Here is a 20796-nt window from a genome sequence, read left to right on the forward strand (position 1 = left end):
GAGGGTGTGCCGGTCGCAGCGGGCATAAAGAAGCCGAAGTTCGGTCCGTTCAGGACCGGACAATGCTTCAGCCCGCAGCGGCCGGCGCGCCCTCGTCTCTGCCGCCTCATTCGTCATGTGTCGAAGGTCGCGCTCAGCGCCCTGGAGAACTGAGATGCTGGACCCGCTGCTGCTCGCCCGCGCCCAGTTCGGCGCCAATATCAGCTTTCATATCCTGTTCCCGACCATCAGCATCGCGCTGGGCTGGGCCCTGCTGTTCTTCCGCTGGCGCTGGCTGCGCACGCATCAGGACGCCTGGCTGCAGGCCTACCGTTTCTGGACCAAGGTATTCGCCCTGACCTTCGCCCTGGGCGTGGTGAGCGGCATCACGATGAGCTTCCAGTTCGGCACCAACTGGCCGGGCTATATGGAGAAGGTCGGCAACATCGCTGGGCCGCTGCTGGGCTATGAGGTGCTGACGGCCTTCTTCCTGGAGGCCACATTCCTGGGCGTGATGCTGTTCGGCCATGGCCGGGTCAGCGAGCGGGTGCACCTGCTGGCCACCTTCATGGTCGCCTTCGGTACAACGATGAGCGCCTTCTGGATCTTGAGCCTGAACTCCTGGATGCAGACGCCGGCCGGCTACGAGATCATCAATGGTGAGTTCCATGCCACCAGCTGGCTGGCCGTGGTGTTCAACCCCTCCTTCCCCTACCGGCTGGCCCATGTGCTGCTGGCCTCCGGGCTGACCGTGGCCTTCGTGCTGGCCGGCGTCAGCGCCTGGCAGTTGCTGAAGGGTAAGGCCCAGGCCTACACGTCGCGCGTGCTGCGCGTCGGGCTGACTGCGGGCGCGGTGCTGATACCGCTGCAGATACTGGTCGGCGACATGCACGGCCTGAACACCTTGAAGCACCAGCCGGCCAAGATCGCCGCGATGGAGGGCGTCTGGGAGACCGAGAAGGGCGCGCCCTTGCTGCTGTTCGCCTGGCCCGACGAGGCCTCGCGCAGCAACCGCTTTGCCATCGGCGTGCCCAATGGCGCGAGCTGGATACTGACGCACGAGCCGCAGGGCGAGATCCGCGGCCTCAATGAATTCAAGGGGGCGCATCCGCCGGTGGCGCCGCTGTTCTTCGGCTTTCGCATCATGGTTGGCGTGGGCTTGGCAATGCTGGCCTTCAGCTGGCTGGGCCTGTGGCTGTATCGCCGCTGTGGCTGGATCGCCGAACGCCTGCCCCGGCCGCTGCTGTGGGCCCTGAGCCTGATGACCTTCTCTGGCTGGGTGGCCACGATCGCCGGCTGGTACGTGACCGAGATCGGCCGCCAGCCCTTCATCGTCTACGGCCTGCTGCGCACCGCCGATGTGGCATCCAAGACGCCGGCCGCGATGATTGCCACCACCCTGGTCGGCTACCTGATCATGTATGCGCTGCTGATCGTCGCCTATGTGATGGTGGTCAAGCGCATGGCCGAAAAGTCACCGCTACCCGCACCGCAAGTGCCCGGTCTGATGGATCAAGGAGTCGCAGCATGAACGCACAGGAATGGCTGCCGCTGGTCTTCATGGCCCTGATGGGCCTGGCCATGCTGGCCTATGTGATTCTGGACGGCTATGACCTCGGCGTGGGCATGCTGATGGCCCGCGCCGATGATGCGCACAAGGACCGAATGGTTGCCTCGATCGGCCCGTTCTGGGATGCCAACGAGACCTGGCTGGTGCTGGGCGTGGGCATCATGCTGATTGCCTTCCCGAAAGCCCACGGCATCGTGCTCGGCGCGCTGTACCTGCCGGTGGCCGCCATGCTGCTCGGCCTGACCCTGCGCGGCGTGGCCTTCGAGTTCCGCGCCAAGGCGGCCGACGAGCACAAGCGGCTGTGGAACCGACTGTTCACGGCCGGATCAGGTCTTGCCGCGCTGTCCCAGGGCTGGATGCTGGCGCGCTACATCACCGCCTTCCAGGAGGGCTGGCAGTACACCCTGTTCGCCGCCTGCATCGCGCTGTCGCTGGCCGCCGCCTATGTCCTGATGGGTGCCTGCTGGCTGATCATGAAGGGCGAACACGAGCTGCAGCGCGACGCCGTGCGCTGGGCCAAGCGCGCCTGGCCGCTGATGTGTCTGGGCCTGGTGGCGATCTCGCTGGCCACGCCCTGGGTCAGCCCCACGGTGCGCGACAAATGGTTCCGCCTGCCCGAGTTCATCGCCCTGCTGCCGATTCCGCTGATGAGCGGGCTGGCCCTGCTGGCGCTGCGCGGGCTGCTCAACTCATCGCGCATCCTGGGCAAGCTGTGCTGGCTGCCGTTCGCCCTGCTGGTGTGCGTGTTCCTGCTCGGCGCCCTGGGCCTGGCCTACAGCATCTTCCCCTACGTGGTGATGGACCGCATGACGCTGTGGCAGGCGGCCAGCGCCACCAGCTCGCTGCAGATCATCGCCGTCGGCTGCGCCCTCGCCGTGCCGGCCATCATCGGCTATACGATCTTTGCCTATCGGGTGTTCTGGGGCAAGGCGACGGACTTGAAGTACGCCTAGCCTATCTTTGATGCCAACACCGCCAGGGTGCTGGACAGCGTGGACTGCACCGCGATCGGCACAAACGGGTTGGCGTCCAGCTCCTGCACCATCGCGTCGCTTTTCAGAAAGCGCTGGTACTTCGCGATGATGTCGCGGGCCTCGTCGTGATGGCGCTTCTTGGCTGCCGGGTCCGCGCTGTTCAGCGCGGCGTCCAGCGCGTCGTTCAGCGACTCGTCGAACACCTCCAGCACCTGGTCAAGCTTGCGCACGCCCTTGGCCACCTCGGGCAGCACGGTGTGATCCTTGTAGGCCTCCAGGATTGCCTTTTCGAGCTTCTGCAGCTCGCCCTGGATCTTCTTGCGCGTGGCGCCCCAGGCCAGGCGCGTCTGGGTGTAGACGATGGCCGGGGCGATGGTGAGCTTGGTCGACGGGGCCGGAGGTTCTGACGAGTCTGGCTCGGCCAGCAGGTCCTCGGCTTCATCGAGCAGGCGATTGGCGGCGTCCCACTCGCGCTTGCGCGACAGGGCACCTGCCTCGCTGACCTTCAGCCGCGCCGCCTCGGCCGACGGATGGGCCGACTTGAGCTTGGGCATCAAGGCCTCGAGGCGGGCCTTGAACGCTGCCGCGTGATCGGGCTCCTCGACTGAGGGCAGCGGCGGCGCCTGCGGAATGTCCGGCTCGTCGCCCGGCACGTCCTGATCGGCGCCTTCCTCTTCGCCATCCGCATCCTCGCCATCATCGCCGCGCACCTTCACCTTCAGCCGCAGCTCGGTCTGGTCCAGCAGGGCCTGGCGCAGCCGCTTGGCCAGACCCGCCGCCTGACTCTGCACGACGAAGGTCAGCACCTTGTCTTCCAGCATGCACTCGGCGGCGATGTACTTGGCCCCGCCCTTGGCATCCACCGCCTCGGCCAGCAGCTTGCGGCGGGCGGGGGCGATGGGGCGGCGCATGATCAGCAGCGCGGTGTTCTTGCCCGCCGTGCAGATCAGCGCGTGCATGGTCACATCGCCCTTGCGCAGCTCGCGCACCAGCGGAATCATCTTCTTGGTCAGCAGGACGGGGGTGTCTTCCTCCTCGTCGCCACCGGTGTCGGCTGCGGCCTTGATCGCGGCCTCGGCGATCTTCAGCTGCTCCTCGGCCACCTCCAGCAGCGCGTAGAGCTTGTCCTTGACCTCGCCGAAGACCTTGTCGCCCAGCTCCTTCTTGCGCTTGGCCAGTGCGATGACCTGTTTCTTGATCAGCTCGACCAGGTCTTCGAGCGCGTCCAGCCGCGGCTCCGGTTTGGCGATGTCGGTCTTGTCCGCCTTGGCCAGTGCCTTGACCAGCGGGCCGTCGTCCAGCTCGAGCTTGAGCTTCTTGGTGAAGGCGGTCCAGTTGGAATCGGTCAGTTTTTCAGCCATCGCGCGGCCCTCAGCTGGCCTCGGCCGCGGCGTCACCGCCGAAGCCGAGTTCTTCGCGCACCAGATTGCTCTGCGCAGCCAGCGCCTCGATCAGGCTGCCGAGCGCCGCGCCGCTCATGCCCTCGATAGGCACGCGCCCCCACAGCACGAGGGTGCCGGCCGCGTCGCAAGACACACGGAACGGCGCCAGCGGGCTGTCGTAGAAATTGCGGCGCATCAGCCACAGCACCAGGCCGTAGTCGAGGTTGGCCGGCAGCGGCATCACCGGGGCCACCAGCATCAGCGAGTACTCGTCCTCGGCAAACAGGATCACTGTGCTGTCGTCGCCAATCGTCAGCTCCAGGCTGCCCGACGCGTCGGCCGGCAGCTCGGCCACGCCCAGCGTCTTGGCCAGATCGGCATAAAGGGTCTCGGTGCTTTTGAACATGGGTGTGTCCTTGGGTAGGCTCAGCGAATGAAGCGCCGCTGGAGCTGCTGCGCGAATGCCTTGTGGCCGCGCTTGGGCAGGCGGCGGTCGGGCTTGTCGAGAAAGTGATCGATGGCGATCTGCAGCGCGCCATTCACATCATCGATCTCCTGCGCGCCACGCAACAGGCCTTCGACGATGCGCAGGGTCTCGATGCCGGCGCCGCCCTCGGGCTCCTGCTTCATCTTCGGATAGACGAGATCCTTCAGGATGTTCTGCGCCTGGTTGCGGGCCTTCACCGCGTCGGCCACGGCATAGGTGGCGGCCAGCGCGTCGCTCTTCATGCCACCCTTGCGCGCGGCCGCGAACAGATTGTCCAGGCCCTCGATCTTGTTGATCTCGCGGGCCACATAGCCCTGGTAGTCCACATCCTTGCCGGCCAGCGTGTCGAACTCGGCAATGGCCAATGCGGCGCCCGGGTCTAGCAGCACGCGGGCAATCTGGCTGTCCTTCTTGGCGTGTTCCGTCTTCACCGCCTGTTGCAGCGTGGCCAGCAGTGTGGCCACCCGCTCGCGGAACACCACCGCCTGCGCCGCGCCCTCAAACCCGCCCTGGGCCAGCACCCGCAGCTCGGCCAGCGGGATCGACACGAACATCTGCGCGTCGGAGGCGAACTCGCGCGTCCGCGGCTTTCCGGCCCGCTCGATCTGGTCGTTGGTCGCGGTCTCGGTCTTGTCCTGGTACTTGAGCTTGGCTTCCATCGACAGGCCGAAGTTCAGGGTGCCGCCGCGCATATCGGCGTCGGGGTCGACCTTGCGCTTCCAGGGCTTGAGCTTCTGGCGCTGGTACCACTTCATCTTCTTGGGCTCTATCGTCAGCGGCACCTCGACGATCTCTTCCGGCCGGTCGCTCACCACCCGGTTCTTCGCATACTCGGCGCCAGCGTTCTCGGACCCGACGAACCAGTCCTGCAGCCGTGCCGTCAGGCCCTGCGTCGGCGCGACGGTGCCCTTCAGCAGGTCCTTGCTGGCGCCGCCTTCGTCTTCGAACACAAAGGTCATGCCGCGGCCCTCGGGTATCGGGTCCAGCTCGCGCTCCCGGCCCAGACTCGACGAGGTCGGCGTGTTGTTCATCACCCCGCCGTCGATGAAGCGCACCTTCAGGCCGATGGACAGCGTGATGTCCACCGGCTTGAATGCCGCCGGAAACGAGGCCGAGGCATGCACCGCCACCGCCACCGCCAGATCGGGCTCGCTGTCGGCGTCGAACACATAGAGCTGGCCGGTCTCGTTCTGGTTCTCGAAGCCCTTCTGCGATGACTTGTCTATGGTGCCCAGCTCGGTGGTGTAGGTGCCGGTGATCACCACCTCCTTGACCGCCGGAATCGCCTTGGCGAGCTTACGCAAGTCCATGAAGGTGGGGCCACGTTTTGCCAGCGCCTCGGCCACCTCGCCCACACCGTCATCGGGTTTGGTGCCGGTCTTTTCGCACTGCATCATGTATTCGTGGATGCGCTTGCGCAGCGTGTCGTCCAGCACCTTGCCGACCACCGTCTCCAGGCCCTGGCCGGTCAGCGGGTTCAAGGTGCCCCCGGTGAACTTGTTCTTCAGCGCGGCGCCCAGCAGGCCCAGCGTGCTGCCGCCGCTGCCCTCGGTGATGGCATCGGTGGTGGAATCGTCGTTGGCTATCCGAGTGAACTCTTCGGCGGTGATGCCCGCAGCGATCAAGGCCGCCGTCATCGACCCTACCGAGGCCCCGGCGATCTTCTTCGCGTCGCGCAGCACGCCGCTGTCCTGCAGCGCCTTGATGGCGCCGGGCAGCGCCGCGCCCTTGGCGCCCCCACCCGAAAACGTGATCTCGTGCACCGGCGGTGGCGGCGCCGTGTAGACCGTGCCGCCGCCCGGCTTGCGCGACACGGCGATCTTCTTCTTGCCGCCGAGGTCAAATTCGTCAGGCCGCAACACCGGTGGCGGCTGGATGCGCCCGCCCGAGCGCTGCCGGGTCTGCGTGATCTGCACGCCGCCCGAGGGCCGGGGGATGTCCTTGGACACGGTGGCGAAGCGCACCTGCTTGTTCGTCGGGCTGGGCGTGGCCCGTGGCACGCTCACGCCGAGCACGCGCTTGAGCCATTGGTCTTGAGTCAGGCTGTCGGGCATGGCAGGGGATCCGCTGAGGGTTGGCGACGACGAAGTGGGGGCGGCTCGTTTCGATCGCCGAGCCGGCTGGCATTGTCTGCGCCGAGCTGGCGCTTGCCAAGGGGCGTTTGCCCTGCTTGTGCGGCGTCAGTACAGCCGTATCGCCATGTCGAATTGCCAGGTCCGGCGGATCTCGACCACATCGTATTCGCGGGCCAGGGCGGGCTGGAACGGCGGATAGTTGGCCTGGCTGTGCACGATGCGCCGTATCGCTTCGTCGATGGCCGGCACGCCGCTGGAGCGCACGAAGCTCACCGATTCCACCGAGCCGTCACTGCGCACGGCCACCGTCACCACCGGGTCGGTGTGGGGCTGCCTGGCCGCCTCGCGGACCATGTCGAAGGTCATGTTCAGCTGGATCTTGCGGCTCCAGGTCTCGGCGTACTGGACGAGTTCCGCGTTGGCATCGCTGCGCCCGAACAGCCGGCCCCGGCGCGCGCTGCTCACCGTCGGAGACTGGCGTGCCGCAGCCGTGGCCGCATCACGCCGGGCGGCCTCCTCGTCCAGCTGTCGCCCGATCGCTCGCAGCCTGGCCTCGCGCGCCTCCACCGCCTGTGCAGCCTCCAGCCTGGCGGCCTCGACCCTCGCCGCCTCCCTGCGAATGGCGTCCTGCCGCGCCGCTTCTTGTCGCGCCGCCTCCTTCCGCGCCGCCTCTTGCCGTGCCGTCTCCTGTCGCGCGATTTCCTGCCGTGCCGCTTCCTGCCTGATGGACGCCTGGCGTTCGGCCTCCAGCCGCGCAGCCTCCAGCTTCTCGGCCTGCAGCTGTGCCTCCCGTTGGGCCTCGCGCCTGACGCGCTCAAGCTCGGCCTGTGCGGCGGCCTCCTGGAGCAGGGCCTTGTCGGCCTGCGGAGTCGATGCGCTCGACGCCGCGGCGATGGCGGGCGTTGGCACCGCAGGCGCGGCGGGCACCGCCCATTTGGCTTCTTCGGATCGGGTCACTGCAATGGCCACTGCCGCTGGTTCGGGGGCGGGCGGGGGCGCAGCATCGACGGGCGCCTCGGCTCGTGGTGACGCCACAGGCGGGGCCGCCGTGGTGGGTGCAGCGGCCGAGCTTGTTGAGGTCACGGATGGCAGCGCGGAGGGCGCCGGCGCGACCGGGGCCACCGGCGGGGTAGGCGCCATCAGCGCTGGCGCGTCGGCCACCGTCGGCTCGACCCGGGCCTGCGGTGCCGGCTGCTCCGCTGCGACCCGCGGCGGAACAAGCCTCACGCGCAGCTCGGGCGCCTCGGCCCGTCGCTCCTGCCAGGGCAGCGCCAGGCCCGGCAAGCCCAGGCCCTGGCCGCCCAGGGTCAGGCTCAGCAGCAGTGCGTGAACCAGCAGCGACAGCAGCAGCGCAAGCGCAGGCCGCTTGCGCTCGGCGCCCGGCCGCCGGCTCTGGGCCAGGGCCTGCGGCGAGATCTCGGGTTCGGCCACGCTCAAGCGCGGGGCTCCGCTGCTGTGGCCAGCCGGCACGGGGCGTGACCTCGCCAAAGCATCTCGGAGGCATTTGTGAACCGCATCCGCCTATTGTCTTATCCAAACAGGCAAATCCTGCCCCCAAGAGCTCAAGATCTCGAAAACGCCATGGGCCCGGCTCATCAGCCAATAGGACGAACCGGCCCAGCGCGTCTTGATGCCCGCCAAGGCCCATGCTAGCCTGACCCGGTGGCGCAATGACGAGTCTTGAGGAACTGCCGATGTTTGCTGTCAAGGTCGGATCGAATGAATTCATCTGCACGCGCACGGTGAAGCTGCTCGGCTCGAAGTATCTGAACGTCTCCGATGCCGAATGCACCGTGGTGGTCCCGCTGGGCGTGTCCTCCGACTCCAAGGCCGTGAAGACGCTGCTGCCGATGTTCGAGAAGGCCTTGGCAGTGTCCGAGAAACGTTCCGAGAACTTCATCATCGAGATCCAGAAGCAGAGCGCCGCGCTGGAGAAGATGGTGGCTAGCTTCAACGCCAGGCCAGCGGCCGAGCGCACCCAGAAGGGCTACGACAGCCTGATCGCCTTCGTGAAACGCGAGAACGACCAGATCGCCACGCTGTGGAAGCGCTGGTGCGAGAACCAGGCCAAGACGATCGCCAGCGACGCGCTGGAGGCCTGCGTCAAGTCGGCCACCGACAAGGGCGTCAAGGAGCTGGCGGCGGCCAAGAAGGCGGCCGTCGGCAAGGTCTCGCAATTGCCCCTGTTCCAGATCATCGGTGGCGTGTTGGCCATCGCGGTGGCCGGCACCGCTCCGGCGCTTGCCCTTGGCGCGGCCAAGCTGGGCCTGGCCCTGGTGGACAGGTTTCAAAGCACGCAGAAGGCGCTGCAGCTCTACTCCGACGCAGAGAAGCAGGTGCGCCGCGACATCGAAGCCTTTGGCGATGCGGTGGAGGCACTGAAGGCAAGGATCGAGCGGGTGGATGCGCACCGCACCACGCTGGAGACGATGATCATCGGCAATACCCAGGAGGCGCAGGAGATGCGGCGCAAGGTGGCCGCGATGAAGTCTTCGTCTTCGGGCAGCGCGGGCAAGGACATCGCCACCCTGGAGGCCTCCCTGGCCAGGACGCTGACCGACTCTCGGCAACTGGCCAGCCAGATCATCGACCCGGCGCCCCTGCAAGCCAGCCTCAAGGCGATTTCCTCCGAGCAGCTCAAGATGGCAACCCACGTCAAGGCTGCGACGGCGAAGACCGACGCCGCGACCAAGGACCTGCTGCCCTTGCTGAAGACGGTCAAGGAGACCGGCGACATCCTGAAAGGCCTGGCGGAATCGGCCTAGGGCCTGGCCGATTTGAGGCTTGGCCGGCACGCCTGCGCCGCCGCATCAGCAGCGTCAGGCCCGACAGTCCGGCGGCCAGGGCCCACCCGCTCGGGACTTCGGGCACCGGTGCCAGTGCATCAAAGCGCATCGCGCCAAACGTTCCGTCATCGCGCGACACATTTGGCGTCGCCCGCACGGCCCTGCTGGGGACGATTGGCAAGGCCAGACGCGGGCCGATGCCGATCTCGACTGGCGCGTTGTGGCCATGTGCATCGGCCTTGCTGTCCTCCGAGAGCCGCACGCTGCCACTTTGCGTGCCCCCCAAACGGCCGGCCGGCTGTTGCCTGCGTGGCTGCAAGCCTCGATCTGGCGGGGGATCGCGGGTCACCTCCCGCATTGACCGGCCCGGCGAGACCGTAGGCTAGGCCATCCTGTTCCAGTCATCGTTCCCTGCGCTTGTCTTCGCCCGGGCTCTGCAGTTGCACTTGTCCTTTGCCCACCATGGTTGAACCGAGGCCCCCGATGACGCCCTTCAAGAAACTTCTCAAGCGCACCGGCGCCCAACCCCGTGTTTTCATCGCCTTGGTGGCCGCGGCGTTGCTGCTGGCAAGCCTGTCGGCCTTGTACGTTCGGGCCCAGCGGGAAAGCGATGCTCGCAAAAGCCCCGAAGCGCGCCAGTTCGAGCAGGCGCCGGACGACTGGCTGGACCATGAACACACGGTCTCGCATTTCCGCCGGGCACTGGACGGCGGCAATCTCTCGGCCGTGGGCCTGGCCAACGCCCAGCCCGGGCTGGTGCTGTATACGCTGAAGAGCGGCGAAAAGGCCAGTGCAACGGTGCCAGGCTGCACGGCGCAAGGCTGTGCCGGCACCGCGCTGGACCGACTCGGCGACAAGAGCGCCGAGGCCGGTTTTGCGCTGGTCAGCGTCAATGTCGACCCACGTACCGGCAGCCGCCGCCTGCTGGACTGGGCCGACAAGCTGCTGTCGCCTCTGCTGCTGGTGGGAACACTCGTCGCGGCGCTGATCCTGGCCACCAAGTTGCAGACCGGCATGGGCGGGGCTGCGTCCAAGCTGTCGGCGCGGCCGCAGACGCAATTTGCCGATGTCATCGGCAGCGACGAGGCCAAGGCCGGGTTGACGCGGGTCAAGGCCTTCATGCACGACCCGGCGCAGTACGCCAGGCTGGGCGCGTCGGCTCCGCGAGGCGTGCTGTTGGTGGGCCCACCCGGCACCGGCAAGACCCTGCTGGCCAAGGCCTTGGCAGGCGAGAGCAAGGCCAATTTCATCGCCGTCGATGGCTCCTATTTCACCGCCATGTTCTATGGTGCCGGCGTCGCAAAGGTCAAGGATCTGTTCAAGCTGGCGCGCAAGAACGCGCCCTGCGTGCTGTTCATCGACGAGGTTGACGGCATCGGCAAGCGCAGTACGGGTGGATCGGGCGGGGGCGCAGAGTCAGAGCTGAACCGCATCATCAATCGGGTGCTGGTCGAGATGGACGGCTTTGAGAGCCTGGACAACGTGGTCGTCGTGGCTGCCACCAACCACGAGGACAACGTCGACCCGGCGATGCGCCGGCCCGGACGCTTCGACATGCTGGTGCGCCTGACCTTGCCAACCCTGCCGGACCGCCAGCAGCTGTTCGATCTCTACATCGGCAAGCTGCGGCACGACGGCACGGCCGATACCGCAGCGCTGGCGCGCATGACCGCGGGTCTGTCGCCGGCCGACATCGCCAACACCGTCAACAAGGCTGCCTCCAGCGCGGCCGAAGCCGGTGCCCAGACCGTGTCGCACGAGCACTTGCTGCGCGCCATCGAGACCCACCAGCTCGGTGGCGAGGTGTCGGCCATCAAGGGGCTGCTCAGCGAGAGCACGCGCGAGCGCCTGGCCTACCACGAGGCTGGCCATGCGCTGGTCGGCCACTGGCTGGACCTCGGGGCCGTGGAGCGCGTCACCATCGAGCCCCGCGGCCAGGCCCTGGGCGTGACCTACATCAGCCGTGGCACCGAAGACCCGTTGTACGCGCAGGCCGAACTCAGCAACCGCCTGGCCATGATGCTCGGCGGGCGCGAGGCCGAGTTGCTGGTCAAGGGCAGCGTCTCCAGCGGCGCCTCGGACGACTTGAAGCGCGCCTCCGAACTGGCCATCAATATGGTCGGCTCGCTGGGCTTCTCCAAGACCTTCGGCCTGCTGAGCGTGGCCGGCGTGCCCAAGGAACTGCTGGGCCCCGACATTCAGTCGGCGGTGTTGAAGGAGGCGCGGGCGATGCTCGAGCAGGCGCAGGCCCAGTGCCAGCAACTGCTGACGTCGCGGCGCTGGCAACTCGATGCACTGGCGCAGGCCCTGTTGCATCGTGAGGTTCTGTGTGGCGACGAGCTGAACGGGCTGCTCGCAGGGGGGGATGGACCCCTCGCCCGCGTTGAGAGTTTTGCCTGAAGCACCGTTCGCCAACGCACAGACCATCTGCCCGACAAGGCCTAGATTGGCGCAAGCGGGGCCATGCCGATGTGCGCCGGCCTGCCTCGCTTGCTCCCAACCCGCGCCAGCAAAGGATATCCACCATGAACCGAATCGTCTGGCTTGTAGGTGCCGTCGTCATCATCCTTTTCGTGCTCGGCTATTTCGGGCTGCGCTGAGAGTGATCTCCGCCTGACGGACTGACGCTACCCACGCATCGGGCCATGAGCTGACGGCCTCAGCCTTCAGCGTAGGGTTCGCCGTGAGACACGAACCCATGCTTGCGCACCGGCCCGCTGGTGGTGATTGGCAAGGCCGAAGGCGGGTCAATGGCCGCTCGCGTTATCCGACGCCGTGGCACTGCGGGCTACCGGCCGTGAAAAGCCATCCGGCAACCCCGCGTGATGGCCTTCACCGACTCGGGCATGGAGTCCATCCATGAGTTCGATGCTTGACCCTGCTCAATGCCTGCCGCGCGACGCGTCCTCACACTGGATGGCGTTGTCCACCCAACAGGAGAGCCGAAGTGTCCATGTCGCGTAGCTTGATCGCCACCATCGTGGCGCTGCTGGGGCCGCTGGCCCAGGCTGCACCCATCGCCTCGTCCGACGTGACGATCCGAGACGTCAACGGGCTCAGCAGCAGCGTGTCCGCTGGCCCGGGCGAGGCGGCCGTGCTGGCACCGCTGTCGCTGGACAGCGCGCTGTCGGGCGGCCTGCAGCAGTCGCTGCACCGGGGCACGGCGGCGGCGGAGCAGCAGACGCTGCGCGGCGTGGCCACGCTGAGCGCCTGGCACCCGTCGGCGGCCAACCTGTTCACCGCCAGTACCGACGCCAGTTTCTTCAAGCATGTGCAGGTGCTGCCCGGCACCTCGGGCCTGGACTGGGGCGCGGCGGTACAGTTCGACGTACTGCTGCGCGTGGACGGGCAGATCGGCGCCGGCTGGCTCAACCCGCTGGTGTTTGGCGGCATGCCGACCTACAGCAACGCGCGTTCGCTGGCCAGTGTCGACGCGCGGGTGGACTACCGCATCATCGACCTGAACCAGGGCGTGCCCGGCTGCGGTGAGTGCGGTCCGGCAAAGGTGATGGGCTTCGGCTATTACGGACACGTCCTGTTCGACGCCAAGGTCGATGCCTGGACTGGTGCCGAAGGCCGGATCGAGTCGCGCTGGGGGCCTCCAGGCGAATGGGTGGGTGGCACGCTGCCGTCGGCCAACAACTACGAGTTCTTCGAAAGCAACATCCGCGCGTCCGACCAGTTGAGCCACTTCCCGGACACGAGCCTGCGCCGCTACACCGTGTCCACCTTCGTCGGCAACACGTTGGAAATCTCGGGCGACATGAACCTGTTTGTGCAGGCCATGGGCCAGGGCACGACCTCGCAGTCGACCGGCTACTTCGCGCATTCCTTCGACGCCGAGCTGGTCAGCGCCCAAGGGCTGGCCTTCGACGGCGAACTCGCCGGCATCTACCCCGCGGTGCCCGAGCCGGGGACCTGGGCGACGCTGCTCGCCGGGCTGGCCCTGCTGGGCGGCGTAGCGCGGCGCCGAGCGGCGCGCTGAGCCGGGCCCGGCTCAAGACCCGTTGCCTCAGTCGGTGTGTTGCCGCTGCCATCTCGCTTGTTGCTGGCAGCGCAGCCCGAGTGGGTCCATGTGGTGCTGCAGGTGGTGCGGCGCATGGTCTCGCGCCACCTGCCGGGCCGCGCCGGGCTCAAGCCGGCGATGGCCACTGTGGATCGGTCTCGCTGATCCAGCCAAGTGGGCTGACCTTTTGCGTCAATACCTTCATTTCAAACCGGCGTGGTTCAATGGCTTCGGTCTGATCCACGGCATTGCATGAAGCCGAGCCGGCCATTCATGGGTACCCGCTCATGACCGATCCCCGACGTTCTCGCAGCTTGACGACGGCCCACCATCAGTCGAAGAAATCCTCATCGAGCTTCTTGATGTAGACCACTTCCTCGACCCGACAGCCGATGTCGAATCGGATCATCAACCGAGTGAGAAGGAGGCCATCGATCAAGACGATGCGCTTGCTCAGCATGTCGGCCGTCTCTTTCGCCGCCGGTGAGAAGGCCGAGGTAGTGACGAACAAGCCCTTGTTCGCCTTGAACCGATCCAGCGAGCCGAAGAAGTCCCTGATCTCGCCCGACGAAACCTTGCTGTCCGTGTAGCGCTTTGCCTGGACGTAGATCCGATCCAGACCCAAGGCATCCTGATCGATGACGCCGTCAACGCCACCGTCGCCGCTCTTGCCCAGCGCCTTACCGGCTTCGATGGCTGATCCGCCGTAGCCCATGGCGATCAAGAGCTGAACGACGAGGCGCTCGAAGAAGTCGGGAGGTGAGGCAAGTATCTTCGCCAGTAGCTCGGCGCTGAGTGACTGCTGAAGCTCGTCACTGGCAGACCGGATGACCTCATCGGGCGCCAACTCCTTGAAGTTCGTAGGCTCCGCTTGTGGTGCGGTTGGACTCTGTGTAGCGGCCTCTCGGAATGCCTTGAATTCCGGAAAGGACTCAAGGAACTTGATATTGATGGTCTGCGGCGGGTTGGCCAGCACAGCTCGGCCTCGTTCACTGATCTCGAAATACGCGCGCTTGGTGAGCCTGATCAGGCCGGCCTTGCCCAGGTAGCTCTTGGCCCAGTTCACGCGGTTGGCGAAGGTCGTCTGCTTGCCCGAAGGCAGGAGCTCTGACAGCTCTGCCTCGGTCAAAGCCAGCTTGGCCCCGAGCACGGCGACGACATCGGAGATGCTAACCTCGCCGGCAGCAGACTCCTTGAGCACCGGCAGCATCAACGACTGAAAGTCCGGGATCGCCATAGTTGTGCCTCCTCCGTGGCTGCCATGTGGGAGCATGATTCTATGAGGAGGACCACTTTTGGAGACCGCGATCGGTTTTCGACTTGCTCAGGGGTAACCCGACGGCTGACATGTCTCAATTCAACACTCGCCGTCCATCACAGGGGCACCGTTTTAGCAGGCCTCAGCCCGGAAGTGACTCCCAGCCCAAACGAAGTCAGACCCCCTGACGCAGGATCTTGAATCCCAACGCGACAACAACAAGCCATCCCACCATCCCCGCGCCATAGAAAGCCAAGCCCGTGGCGACGACATTGCTCATGCCCAGGCCGACCAGAGCGGGCATGGCAATGCCGGCCACCGCACAGAACAGGGCCCATGGCATCGAGCCCGCCGCCCAGAAGTTCGCGGCCAGCACGAAGCAGGCGACGATCAGGGAGCCGAAGGCCAGCATGAAGGCGATGCTGTGCAGCACGGCCGGGGTGTTCATCACGGGCTGAAGGTCTTCGGGCGTGCCGGGTGGAAAGCCCAGTGCCGCTGGCGCCGGAAACACCCCTGCCATCACCAGGCCAAGGCCGTAGAGGCCCAGCAGCACCGGCGCAGCCACTGCACCGGTGGCGCGCCAGACGCCGGCGGCAAACATCATGGTCAGCGTGCCGCTGATGATGAAGGTGGCCATCATCAGCCAGCCGCGGTCGCCCAGGCTGAGCATGCTGACGGCATGCTTGCTCAAGTTGAAGCCGGGCCGAATCAGGCTCTCGATGGTTGCCACCAGAAAGAAGATGCCGGCGGCCGTGATGCCGGCCATCAGCAGGGATTGTGTTGTTTGATCATTCGCCATGTAGGTCCTCTTCAAAAGTAGGGGTCGCAGAGGCAGCGCGCCTCCGAATCACGACGACCGAGGCTGGGGCATATCGACAAACTGTTGCGTGGAGTCGCCGGACCCGGCGCACTGATATTTTTTCAATCAAACCGCTCGCGCCTGTCGATTTCGGCTGGGCAGTTTCGTCGTTAGAGTGGAGGCCGGGTGCTGCAGCGCCAAGCTCCAACCTATCAACGACATCAGTGAGTGAATCCATCCATGAACCAGAAAATATTCGTCAATCTGCCGGTCAAGAACATCGAGAAGACCCGCGCCTTCTTCACCAGCCTGGGCTACAGCTTCAACCCGCAGTTCAGCAACGACAGCGCGCTGTGCATGGTGATCAGCGAGCACATCTTCGCGATGCTGCTGGCCGAGCCCTTCTTCCAGACCTTCACCCGCAAGCCTGTGGCCGATGCAACTAAGGGCACCGAGGTGCTGGTCTGCCTGTCGTGCGACAGCCGCGCCGAGGTGGATGCACTGGTCGCCAAGGCCGTGGCGGCCGGCGGCAAGACGCCCAATGCGCCGGTGGACCATGGCTTTATGTACGGCCACGGATTCGAGGACCTGGACGGCCATCTGTGGGAGCTGATGTACATGGACATGGCTGCCGCGGCGCAGGCGCACGGCGCTTCGCAGCAGGGCTGAACGGGGCTTGCCGGAGCCATCACGGCTTTGCCCGGTGGCTTCCAAGCAAGCCGCTGGCAACATCGAATCCGCGGCAGGCCCCGACGGCGATCAACCCGGCGACAAGAACCATCGCCGCCGTGTGAACGCCAACTGCCGCGACCGCCAGCGCCAGTGAGTCAGACGCCGTGATCGCTGGGCCTGCCGCGGTGCCGCTGAAGCACAGTGGCACCAGCGCAGGCACCAGCATCAAGCCCGCCCCGTGGGCGGTGGACATCATGAAGGACCAGAGCGCCAGCCCGAAGTGACTGGCTGGCGCTGGCCGCCACCCGCAGTGGCGCCCCGTCAGGCAGAGCACCACGGCGACCACCAGCAGGCAGCCCGCCAACACTTGCACCAGCCGGCGATCCATTGCCAGGCCGAGCAGCACCGTGACTGCTACCAGGCCGACCGAGGCGACATGCCCTGCCGCCAGCGGCAGCAAGGCCCGCAGTGCCTGTCGGCGGTCGCCTGACTTCACACCCCAGGCGGCGGCGAAGATCCAGCCGCTGGTGGGGTTCAGCCCGTGCAGGGCACCGACACCGGCAATTGCCAGCCAGGGCCAGAGGCTGTCTGCCATTGCGCGCCCTGGTGCCCGCTCACGAAGCCTGGTGTCAGGCCTGCGCCGCGCAGCAGGCGCTGCCGGCGGCGGCCGGGGCCGCCTTCACAGGCGCTGCGGGCTCGTAGCGGTCGTGGTGGCGCAGCCACTCCATGCCGTAGGCCATGCCCTCTTCGTCGCGGCCCACGGGGGTCAGGTCGAGCAGGTGGTAGGTGCCCATCATCACTTCCACGCCGCGGCCGAAGCGCGAGTAGGTATGGAAGACCTGGCCGCCATCGTCCCGGTAGAACACGCTGATGCCAGGCGCTTCGGCCTGCGGGAAGGGCTGCAGCTTGTAGTTGTAGTGCACTTCGCCCGAGGCTAGCTCCTGCGGCGTGAAGCTGACGTGGAAGTCGCGGTTGAAGTCGCTGCCCTGCGACGACACCCACTTGAAGCGCCAGCCCATGCGCTGGCGAAAGCGCTCGATGTCGGCCAGCGGCGCGCACGACACAGCCAGCAGCGTCACATCGCGTTGCGCGAGATGCGCGGTCATGCCGTCGTGGTGGTCGGCCATGAAGGAGCAGCTCTTGCAGCCCTGCTCCCAGCCGGGGGCGAACATGAAGTGCTGCACCAGCAGCTGGCGGCGGCCGTCGAACAGATCGGCGAGCCGGCGCGGGCCCATGGGCGTTTCGAAGACATAGTCTTTGTCCATGCGCACCCAGGGCAGGGCGCGGCGCTCCTGGGCGAGCTGGTCGTTCCAGCGCGTCAGCTCCTTCTCGCGCTCCAGCAGTTTGATGCGCTCGGCGAGCCAGCGCTCGTGGGAGACGACGGGGTGGTGGGTGTTGTCTGCAGTGGCTGTGTTCATGATGGCTCCTTTGAGTGGGTGTGGTGTGACTTCGATCAGGATCGGGGGCGGCGCACCGCGCGCACCTTGCCGCTCTCGCCACCCCCGGCGTAGAACAGATCGGCGCCATCGGATTCGAGCCCGCTGACACCGGCACCTGGCGGCATGCCCAGCCGTTCGAGCACGACACCGCTGGCCGGGTCGATGCGGCGGATTTCGCTCTCGTCGCCCTCCCAGACGCCGTGCCACAGCTCGCCGTCGACCCAGGTCACGCCGGTGACGAAGCGGTTGGACTCGATGCTGCGTATCACCGCGCCGGTCTCGGGGTTGATCTGGTGGATCTTGCGGTCGCGGTACTGGCCCACCCACAGGCTGCCCTCGGCCCAGGTGAGGCCCGAGTCGCCGCCGTGGCCGGGAGCGGGAATGGTGGCCAGCACCTTGCCGCTGCCCGGGTCGATCTTGTCGATGCGCGACTCGGCGATCTGGTAGAGGTAGGTGCCGTCGAAGGCGGTGCCGGCGTCGCAGGCGCAATCGATGCTGCGCGTGGGCTCGCCGCTGGCCGGGTCGAAGGCCATCAGTGCCGCGCCGGTGGCGGCCCAGACGCGCTGACCATCGTGGGTGACGCCGGCGATCTTGCTGGCACCGGAGAAGGGGCCGTACTCGCGGACGATCTCGGCCGCGTGGACGGGGACCTGGCTTTCTTGCTTGCTCATCTGTGTTGACTCCGTTGATAGCGCCTCTGGTCAGCGCCTGGAGTCAACTCTATTCAATCGGCAGCGCGGCAGGGAGTAACAAGATCGTCGTGAATCCGGTCAGCGGCGGGGCCAGCCAGCGCTGAGCCCGTGCCCGGCCGAGTGAGCGGGCCTGGCCTGCAGCCTCCAGCTCGACCAGCGCGCGCTGCACCGTGCGCTGGCTGGCGCCCAGCGCCAGGGCCAGCGCCGAGGTGGACCAGGCCGCGCCGTCGGACAGCAGGGCCAGCAGCGAGGCTTGCTCGCCAGCGATGGGCGGCACCAGCAGGGCCACGTCTCGCCCGTCATGGGGCTGGAGCACAAAGCCGCGCGTGGTGGCCGCTATACCGGCCAGCGCCGCCACGAGCTTGCGCAGCCGGCCGATCTCGACGCGCAGCCGGGCTCTATGGGTTTCGTCGGGGTGCCGCGTGCGGAACGCGTCAGCGATCAACGTTTCACGGTCCACATCGCCCGGCCAGGCCTCGGCCAGCGCGCGCGCCAGTGCGAACAGCACCGGCCGGCGGGCCAGTGGTTGCCATGCTGAGCTCATGCCAAGGCCCCGGCGGCAAGCATCAACCACCAGCGCATCCGAGTTCAGCAGCGCTTCGACCTCATCCAGGCGCAGCATCTGTTCGCCGCCGGCAGACAGGCGCCGCGCGGCAGGGCGATCGAGCGCCGTCCGCGCCTCCAGCACCTCGGCCAGCAGGGCCGGCACCTGCGCACGCCGGGCTGCCTCCTGCGCGCGGGCCAGCGCCTCACGCGCTTCACCGGTGCGCAGCGAGCGCAGGGCCAGCTCCGCAGCGCTCAGCTCGGCCACTGCCGCCAGCGAGGGCGGCAGCCGGCGCCCATCGAGTGGCGCCAGCGCGGCGGCGGCCTCGGCCAGGCGCCCGAGCAGCAGCAGCCGGCGCACCGCGACCAGGCGGGCATGCAGCGCGTTGGCATGATCGGCATGGGCCTCCAGCGTGAGCACCGCCGCGGCCAGCGTGCGCGGCGAGCCGCCCAGCTCGCGCATCGCCAGCGCCACCTCGGCCTCGGCCACGATGCAGCGCGCCTGTGCCAGCGCCTCATGGCTGCCGAAGGCCCGGCCTGCCCGCCGCAAGAGCGCGCGGGCCATCGCGTGGTCGCCCAGCTGCGCCATGGCGATGCCGCGCAGCGCGAGCGCCGGCGGGTCGTCGCGCAGGGCGACGCGCTTCAGTGCGCCGAGCGGATCACCGGCGGCAAGGGCCCGCCCGGCGGCGGCGATCAGGGAGTCCATGGCGCAAGCGTACCTTGCGCGGGCGATAGGCCGCTCGAAGACCCGGCGGAGCTACTTGGCGATGACGAAGCGCCCCACCACGATGCTGCCGTTGCCCAGGGTGACCTTGGCCATCAGCCTATCGCCCGCGGCCAGCTTGATCGGCGCGAGCGCCTCGATCTGGTTGCCCGCCCTGGCCTTGAGCGGCGCCACGTGCTTCGCAGTGCCACGCTCGACGCTCAAGGTGCCGGTGGCGCCCGCGGTGGCAATCGCCTCACCGTGATCTTCCAGATAGAAGACCAGCTTGCGCTGCTGCACCACCAGCTCGAACGAGGTCTCGCCGCCTTCGTTCATGGCGCCTCCATGCTTGGGCTTCCAGTCGCCGTGAGCGAAGACCGAGGTCATCGCCGCAAGCAGCAGAAGGGCAACAGGCATCAGCCGTGTTCTCATAGTCTCAGCGCACATTCAGTTGAAATTCAGAAGCCAGCTTGCGGTACTGGGCGACGCGGTCCGACACGTATTTGTCGAGCTCGGGGCCGGTCATCCACAGCGGGTAGAGCCCCAGCTCCGCGCGGCGTGCCGCAAAGCTGGGCGTCGAGCGGGCCTTCTCCAGCACCTCCACCCACTGGCGGTAGTCCGCATCGCTGACCTGCTTGCCGACATACAGCCCGCGCACCGTTGCCCAGCGGATGTCATAGCCCTGCTCCCGCGCGGTGGGCACGTGGGCCAGCTGTCCGGGCAGTCGCTGCTCGGACAGCACGGCGACCACGCGGATGCCAGCGCTGCTTTTCAGATGCAGCGACAACTCGGCGGCGTCGCCTGCAAAGACCTGTACATGGCCGCCCTCCAGCGCGGTGAGCGCATCGCCACCGCCCTCGAAGGCCACGAAGCGGATGATCTTGTGGCTGACGCCCGCGGCCCGCGCCAGCAGCGCGGCCTTCACCCAGTCCTGGCTGCCTATGGTGCCGCCAGCGCCGAAGACGATGCTGCCCGGCTTGGTCTGCAGGGCCTTGACCACATCGGCGAGCGACTGATAGGGGGAGTTCTTGGCCACGGCGATCACGCCGTAGTCGGTGCCTATGGTGGCCAGCCAGCGCACGTCACGTTCGGAGTGCGGGCCGAACTTGCCCTGTGCGAGATTGAGCAGGGAGCCGGCCGAAAACGCGACCACCGCATTGCCATCGGCCGCGCGGCTGCCCGTGAAGGTGTTGAACGCGACCGCACCGATGCCACCCGGCAGATAGCTCAAGCGCAGGGCCGGCTGCTGCTGCGACTTGCCTGCCTCCAGCATCGCCTGCACCAGGCGGCAGGTGAGATCGAAGCCGCCGCCGGACTTGGCCCCGACCACGCACTCCGGTTGATCGAATGGGCCGGCCCGGGCGGGCAGGCAAGCCACAGCGCTGGCCAGCACCAGGGCCTGTGCGCAGCGTCTGAAGAAGTGTTTCATGG

Annotated in this window: 19 protein-coding genes; 7 read left to right on the forward strand and 12 right to left on the reverse strand. The window is 67.1% G+C overall.

Annotated elements, in window-relative coordinates; translation table 11 throughout:
- The first annotated feature begins 157 nt into the window (after positions 1-157).
- Both DES47_RS13895 and DES47_RS13900 read left to right on the forward strand, forming a co-directional pair.
- Positions 158-1510 carry a cytochrome ubiquinol oxidase subunit I gene (locus tag DES47_RS13895; RefSeq protein ID WP_208115020.1) on the forward strand — a complete coding sequence of 451 codons (1353 nt, stop codon included), beginning with the start codon at positions 158-160 and terminating at the stop codon, positions 1508-1510.
- Entirely contained in the window at positions 1507-2502 is a 996-nt protein-coding gene (locus DES47_RS13900; protein WP_133701305.1) for a cytochrome d ubiquinol oxidase subunit II, read from the forward strand. The genes DES47_RS13895 and DES47_RS13900 overlap by 4 nt, the downstream gene beginning before the upstream one ends.
- Here the strand turns inward: DES47_RS13900 and DES47_RS13905 are convergent.
- The 4 genes from DES47_RS13905 to DES47_RS13920 all read right to left on the reverse strand — a co-directional run bounded on the left by DES47_RS13905 (position 2499) and on the right by DES47_RS13920 (position 7898).
- Positions 2499-3884, reverse strand: a complete 1386-nt coding sequence (locus DES47_RS13905; RefSeq protein WP_133701306.1) for a hypothetical protein — start codon at positions 3882-3884, stop codon at positions 2499-2501. The two genes, DES47_RS13900 and DES47_RS13905, sit on opposite strands and share 4 nt — an antisense overlap.
- A 10-nt stretch (positions 3885-3894) precedes the next feature.
- Positions 3895-4311 (reverse strand): type III secretion system chaperone, encoded by a 417-nt coding sequence (locus DES47_RS13910; RefSeq protein WP_133701307.1) that lies wholly within the window; start codon positions 4309-4311, stop codon positions 3895-3897.
- A gap of 20 nt (positions 4312-4331) precedes the next feature.
- Positions 4332-6446 (reverse strand): patatin-like phospholipase family protein, encoded by a 2115-nt coding sequence (locus DES47_RS13915; protein ID WP_133701308.1) that lies wholly within the window; start codon positions 6444-6446, stop codon positions 4332-4334.
- 126 nt (positions 6447-6572) lie between these two features.
- Positions 6573-7898, reverse strand: coding sequence for a TonB C-terminal domain-containing protein (locus DES47_RS13920; protein ID WP_243748319.1), 1326 nt, complete (start codon positions 7896-7898; stop codon positions 6573-6575).
- Positions 7899-8161: 263 nt separating this feature from the next.
- Here DES47_RS13920 and DES47_RS13925 point away from each other — a divergent pair, with 263 nt between their 5' ends.
- The 4 genes from DES47_RS13925 to DES47_RS29590 all read left to right on the forward strand — a co-directional run bounded on the left by DES47_RS13925 (position 8162) and on the right by DES47_RS29590 (position 13424).
- Entirely contained in the window at positions 8162-9232 is a 1071-nt protein-coding gene (locus tag DES47_RS13925; RefSeq protein WP_133701310.1) for a hypothetical protein, read from the forward strand.
- A 504-nt stretch (positions 9233-9736) separates the two neighbouring features.
- Complete coding sequence (locus tag DES47_RS13930) at positions 9737-11653, forward strand: AAA family ATPase (protein WP_166651994.1); 1917 nt, start codon at positions 9737-9739, stop codon at positions 11651-11653.
- A gap of 553 nt (positions 11654-12206) precedes the next feature.
- Positions 12207-13238, forward strand: coding sequence for a PEP-CTERM sorting domain-containing protein (locus DES47_RS29325; RefSeq protein WP_243748297.1), 1032 nt, complete (start codon positions 12207-12209; stop codon positions 13236-13238).
- A gap of 57 nt (positions 13239-13295) precedes the next feature.
- A complete protein-coding gene (locus DES47_RS29590) occupies positions 13296-13424 on the forward strand; it encodes a hypothetical protein (protein WP_279537333.1) in 129 nt (42 codons plus the stop codon).
- A gap of 166 nt (positions 13425-13590) precedes the next feature.
- On the opposite strand, the gene DES47_RS13940 is transcribed toward DES47_RS29590, so the two are convergent.
- Positions 13591-14496 (reverse strand): restriction endonuclease, encoded by a 906-nt coding sequence (locus tag DES47_RS13940; RefSeq protein ID WP_133701312.1) that lies wholly within the window; start codon positions 14494-14496, stop codon positions 13591-13593.
- Between the two features lie 196 nt (positions 14497-14692).
- Positions 14693-15316 carry a DUF998 domain-containing protein gene (locus DES47_RS13945; RefSeq protein ID WP_133701313.1) on the reverse strand — a complete coding sequence of 208 codons (624 nt, stop codon included), beginning with the start codon at positions 15314-15316 and terminating at the stop codon, positions 14693-14695.
- Between the two features lie 240 nt (positions 15317-15556).
- On the opposite strand from DES47_RS13945, the gene DES47_RS13950 reads away from it, so the two are divergent.
- Positions 15557-15985, forward strand: coding sequence for a VOC family protein (locus DES47_RS13950; protein ID WP_133701314.1), 429 nt, complete (start codon positions 15557-15559; stop codon positions 15983-15985).
- 19 nt (positions 15986-16004) lie between these two features.
- On the opposite strand, the gene DES47_RS13955 is transcribed toward DES47_RS13950, so the two are convergent.
- Genes DES47_RS13955 through DES47_RS13980 form a run of 6 tightly spaced genes read right to left on the reverse strand, consistent with a single transcriptional unit; the run spans position 16005 to position 20794 of the window.
- Positions 16005-16583 (reverse strand): hypothetical protein, encoded by a 579-nt coding sequence (locus tag DES47_RS13955; protein WP_133701315.1) that lies wholly within the window; start codon positions 16581-16583, stop codon positions 16005-16007.
- Between the two features lie 34 nt (positions 16584-16617).
- The gene (locus tag DES47_RS13960; protein ID WP_133701316.1) at positions 16618-17406 is read right to left on the reverse strand and encodes a DUF899 domain-containing protein; all 789 of its coding nucleotides are present in this window, start codon (positions 17404-17406) and stop codon (positions 16618-16620) included.
- Between the two features lie 35 nt (positions 17407-17441).
- Positions 17442-18098: a Vgb family protein gene (locus DES47_RS13965; RefSeq protein ID WP_133701317.1), complete on the reverse strand. Its 657-nt coding sequence runs from the start codon at positions 18096-18098 to the stop codon at positions 17442-17444.
- A 49-nt stretch (positions 18099-18147) separates the two neighbouring features.
- Positions 18148-19368 (reverse strand): helix-turn-helix domain-containing protein, encoded by a 1221-nt coding sequence (locus DES47_RS13970; protein WP_133701318.1) that lies wholly within the window; start codon positions 19366-19368, stop codon positions 18148-18150.
- A 51-nt stretch (positions 19369-19419) separates the two neighbouring features.
- Positions 19420-19782, reverse strand: a complete 363-nt coding sequence (locus tag DES47_RS13975) for a hypothetical protein (protein WP_133701319.1) — start codon at positions 19780-19782, stop codon at positions 19420-19422.
- A 19-nt stretch (positions 19783-19801) separates the two neighbouring features.
- A complete protein-coding gene (locus tag DES47_RS13980; RefSeq protein WP_133701320.1) occupies positions 19802-20794 on the reverse strand; it encodes a Bug family tripartite tricarboxylate transporter substrate binding protein in 993 nt (330 codons plus the stop codon).
- Between the last annotated feature and the right edge of the window lie 2 nt (positions 20795-20796).

Source organism: Roseateles toxinivorans, from assembly GCF_004362525.1.
GTDB lineage: Bacteria > Pseudomonadota > Gammaproteobacteria > Burkholderiales > Burkholderiaceae_C > Paucibacter > Paucibacter toxinivorans.

Bases quoted from the DNA above. Each gene is read 5' to 3' on its own strand.
- DES47_RS13900 (WP_133701305.1), top strand. From the start codon at position 1,507: ATGAACGCACAGGAATGGCTGCCGCTGGTCTTCATGGCCCTGATGGGC.
- DES47_RS13905 (WP_133701306.1), bottom strand. From the start codon at position 3,884: ATGGCTGAAAAACTGACCGATTCCAACTGGACCGCCTTCACCAAGAAG.
- DES47_RS13910 (WP_133701307.1), bottom strand. From the start codon at position 4,311: ATGTTCAAAAGCACCGAGACCCTTTATGCCGATCTGGCCAAGACGCTG.
- DES47_RS13915 (WP_133701308.1), bottom strand. From the start codon at position 6,446: ATGCCCGACAGCCTGACTCAAGACCAATGGCTCAAGCGCGTGCTCGGC.
- DES47_RS13925 (WP_133701310.1), top strand. From the start codon at position 8,162: ATGTTTGCTGTCAAGGTCGGATCGAATGAATTCATCTGCACGCGCACG.
- DES47_RS13930 (WP_166651994.1), top strand. From the start codon at position 9,737: ATGACGCCCTTCAAGAAACTTCTCAAGCGCACCGGCGCCCAACCCCGT.
- DES47_RS29325 (WP_243748297.1), top strand. From the start codon at position 12,207: ATGTCGCGTAGCTTGATCGCCACCATCGTGGCGCTGCTGGGGCCGCTG.
- DES47_RS13940 (WP_133701312.1), bottom strand. From the start codon at position 14,496: ATGGCGATCCCGGACTTTCAGTCGTTGATGCTGCCGGTGCTCAAGGAG.
- DES47_RS13945 (WP_133701313.1), bottom strand. From the start codon at position 15,316: ATGGCGAATGATCAAACAACACAATCCCTGCTGATGGCCGGCATCACG.
- DES47_RS13950 (WP_133701314.1), top strand. From the start codon at position 15,557: ATGAACCAGAAAATATTCGTCAATCTGCCGGTCAAGAACATCGAGAAG.
- DES47_RS13955 (WP_133701315.1), bottom strand. From the start codon at position 16,583: ATGGCAGACAGCCTCTGGCCCTGGCTGGCAATTGCCGGTGTCGGTGCC.
- DES47_RS13960 (WP_133701316.1), bottom strand. From the start codon at position 17,406: ATGAACACAGCCACTGCAGACAACACCCACCACCCCGTCGTCTCCCAC.
- DES47_RS13965 (WP_133701317.1), bottom strand. From the start codon at position 18,098: ATGAGCAAGCAAGAAAGCCAGGTCCCCGTCCACGCGGCCGAGATCGTC.
- DES47_RS13970 (WP_133701318.1), bottom strand. From the start codon at position 19,368: ATGGACTCCCTGATCGCCGCCGCCGGGCGGGCCCTTGCCGCCGGTGAT.
- DES47_RS13975 (WP_133701319.1), bottom strand. From the start codon at position 19,782: ATGCCTGTTGCCCTTCTGCTGCTTGCGGCGATGACCTCGGTCTTCGCT.
- DES47_RS13980 (WP_133701320.1), bottom strand. From the start codon at position 20,794: ATGAAACACTTCTTCAGACGCTGCGCACAGGCCCTGGTGCTGGCCAGC.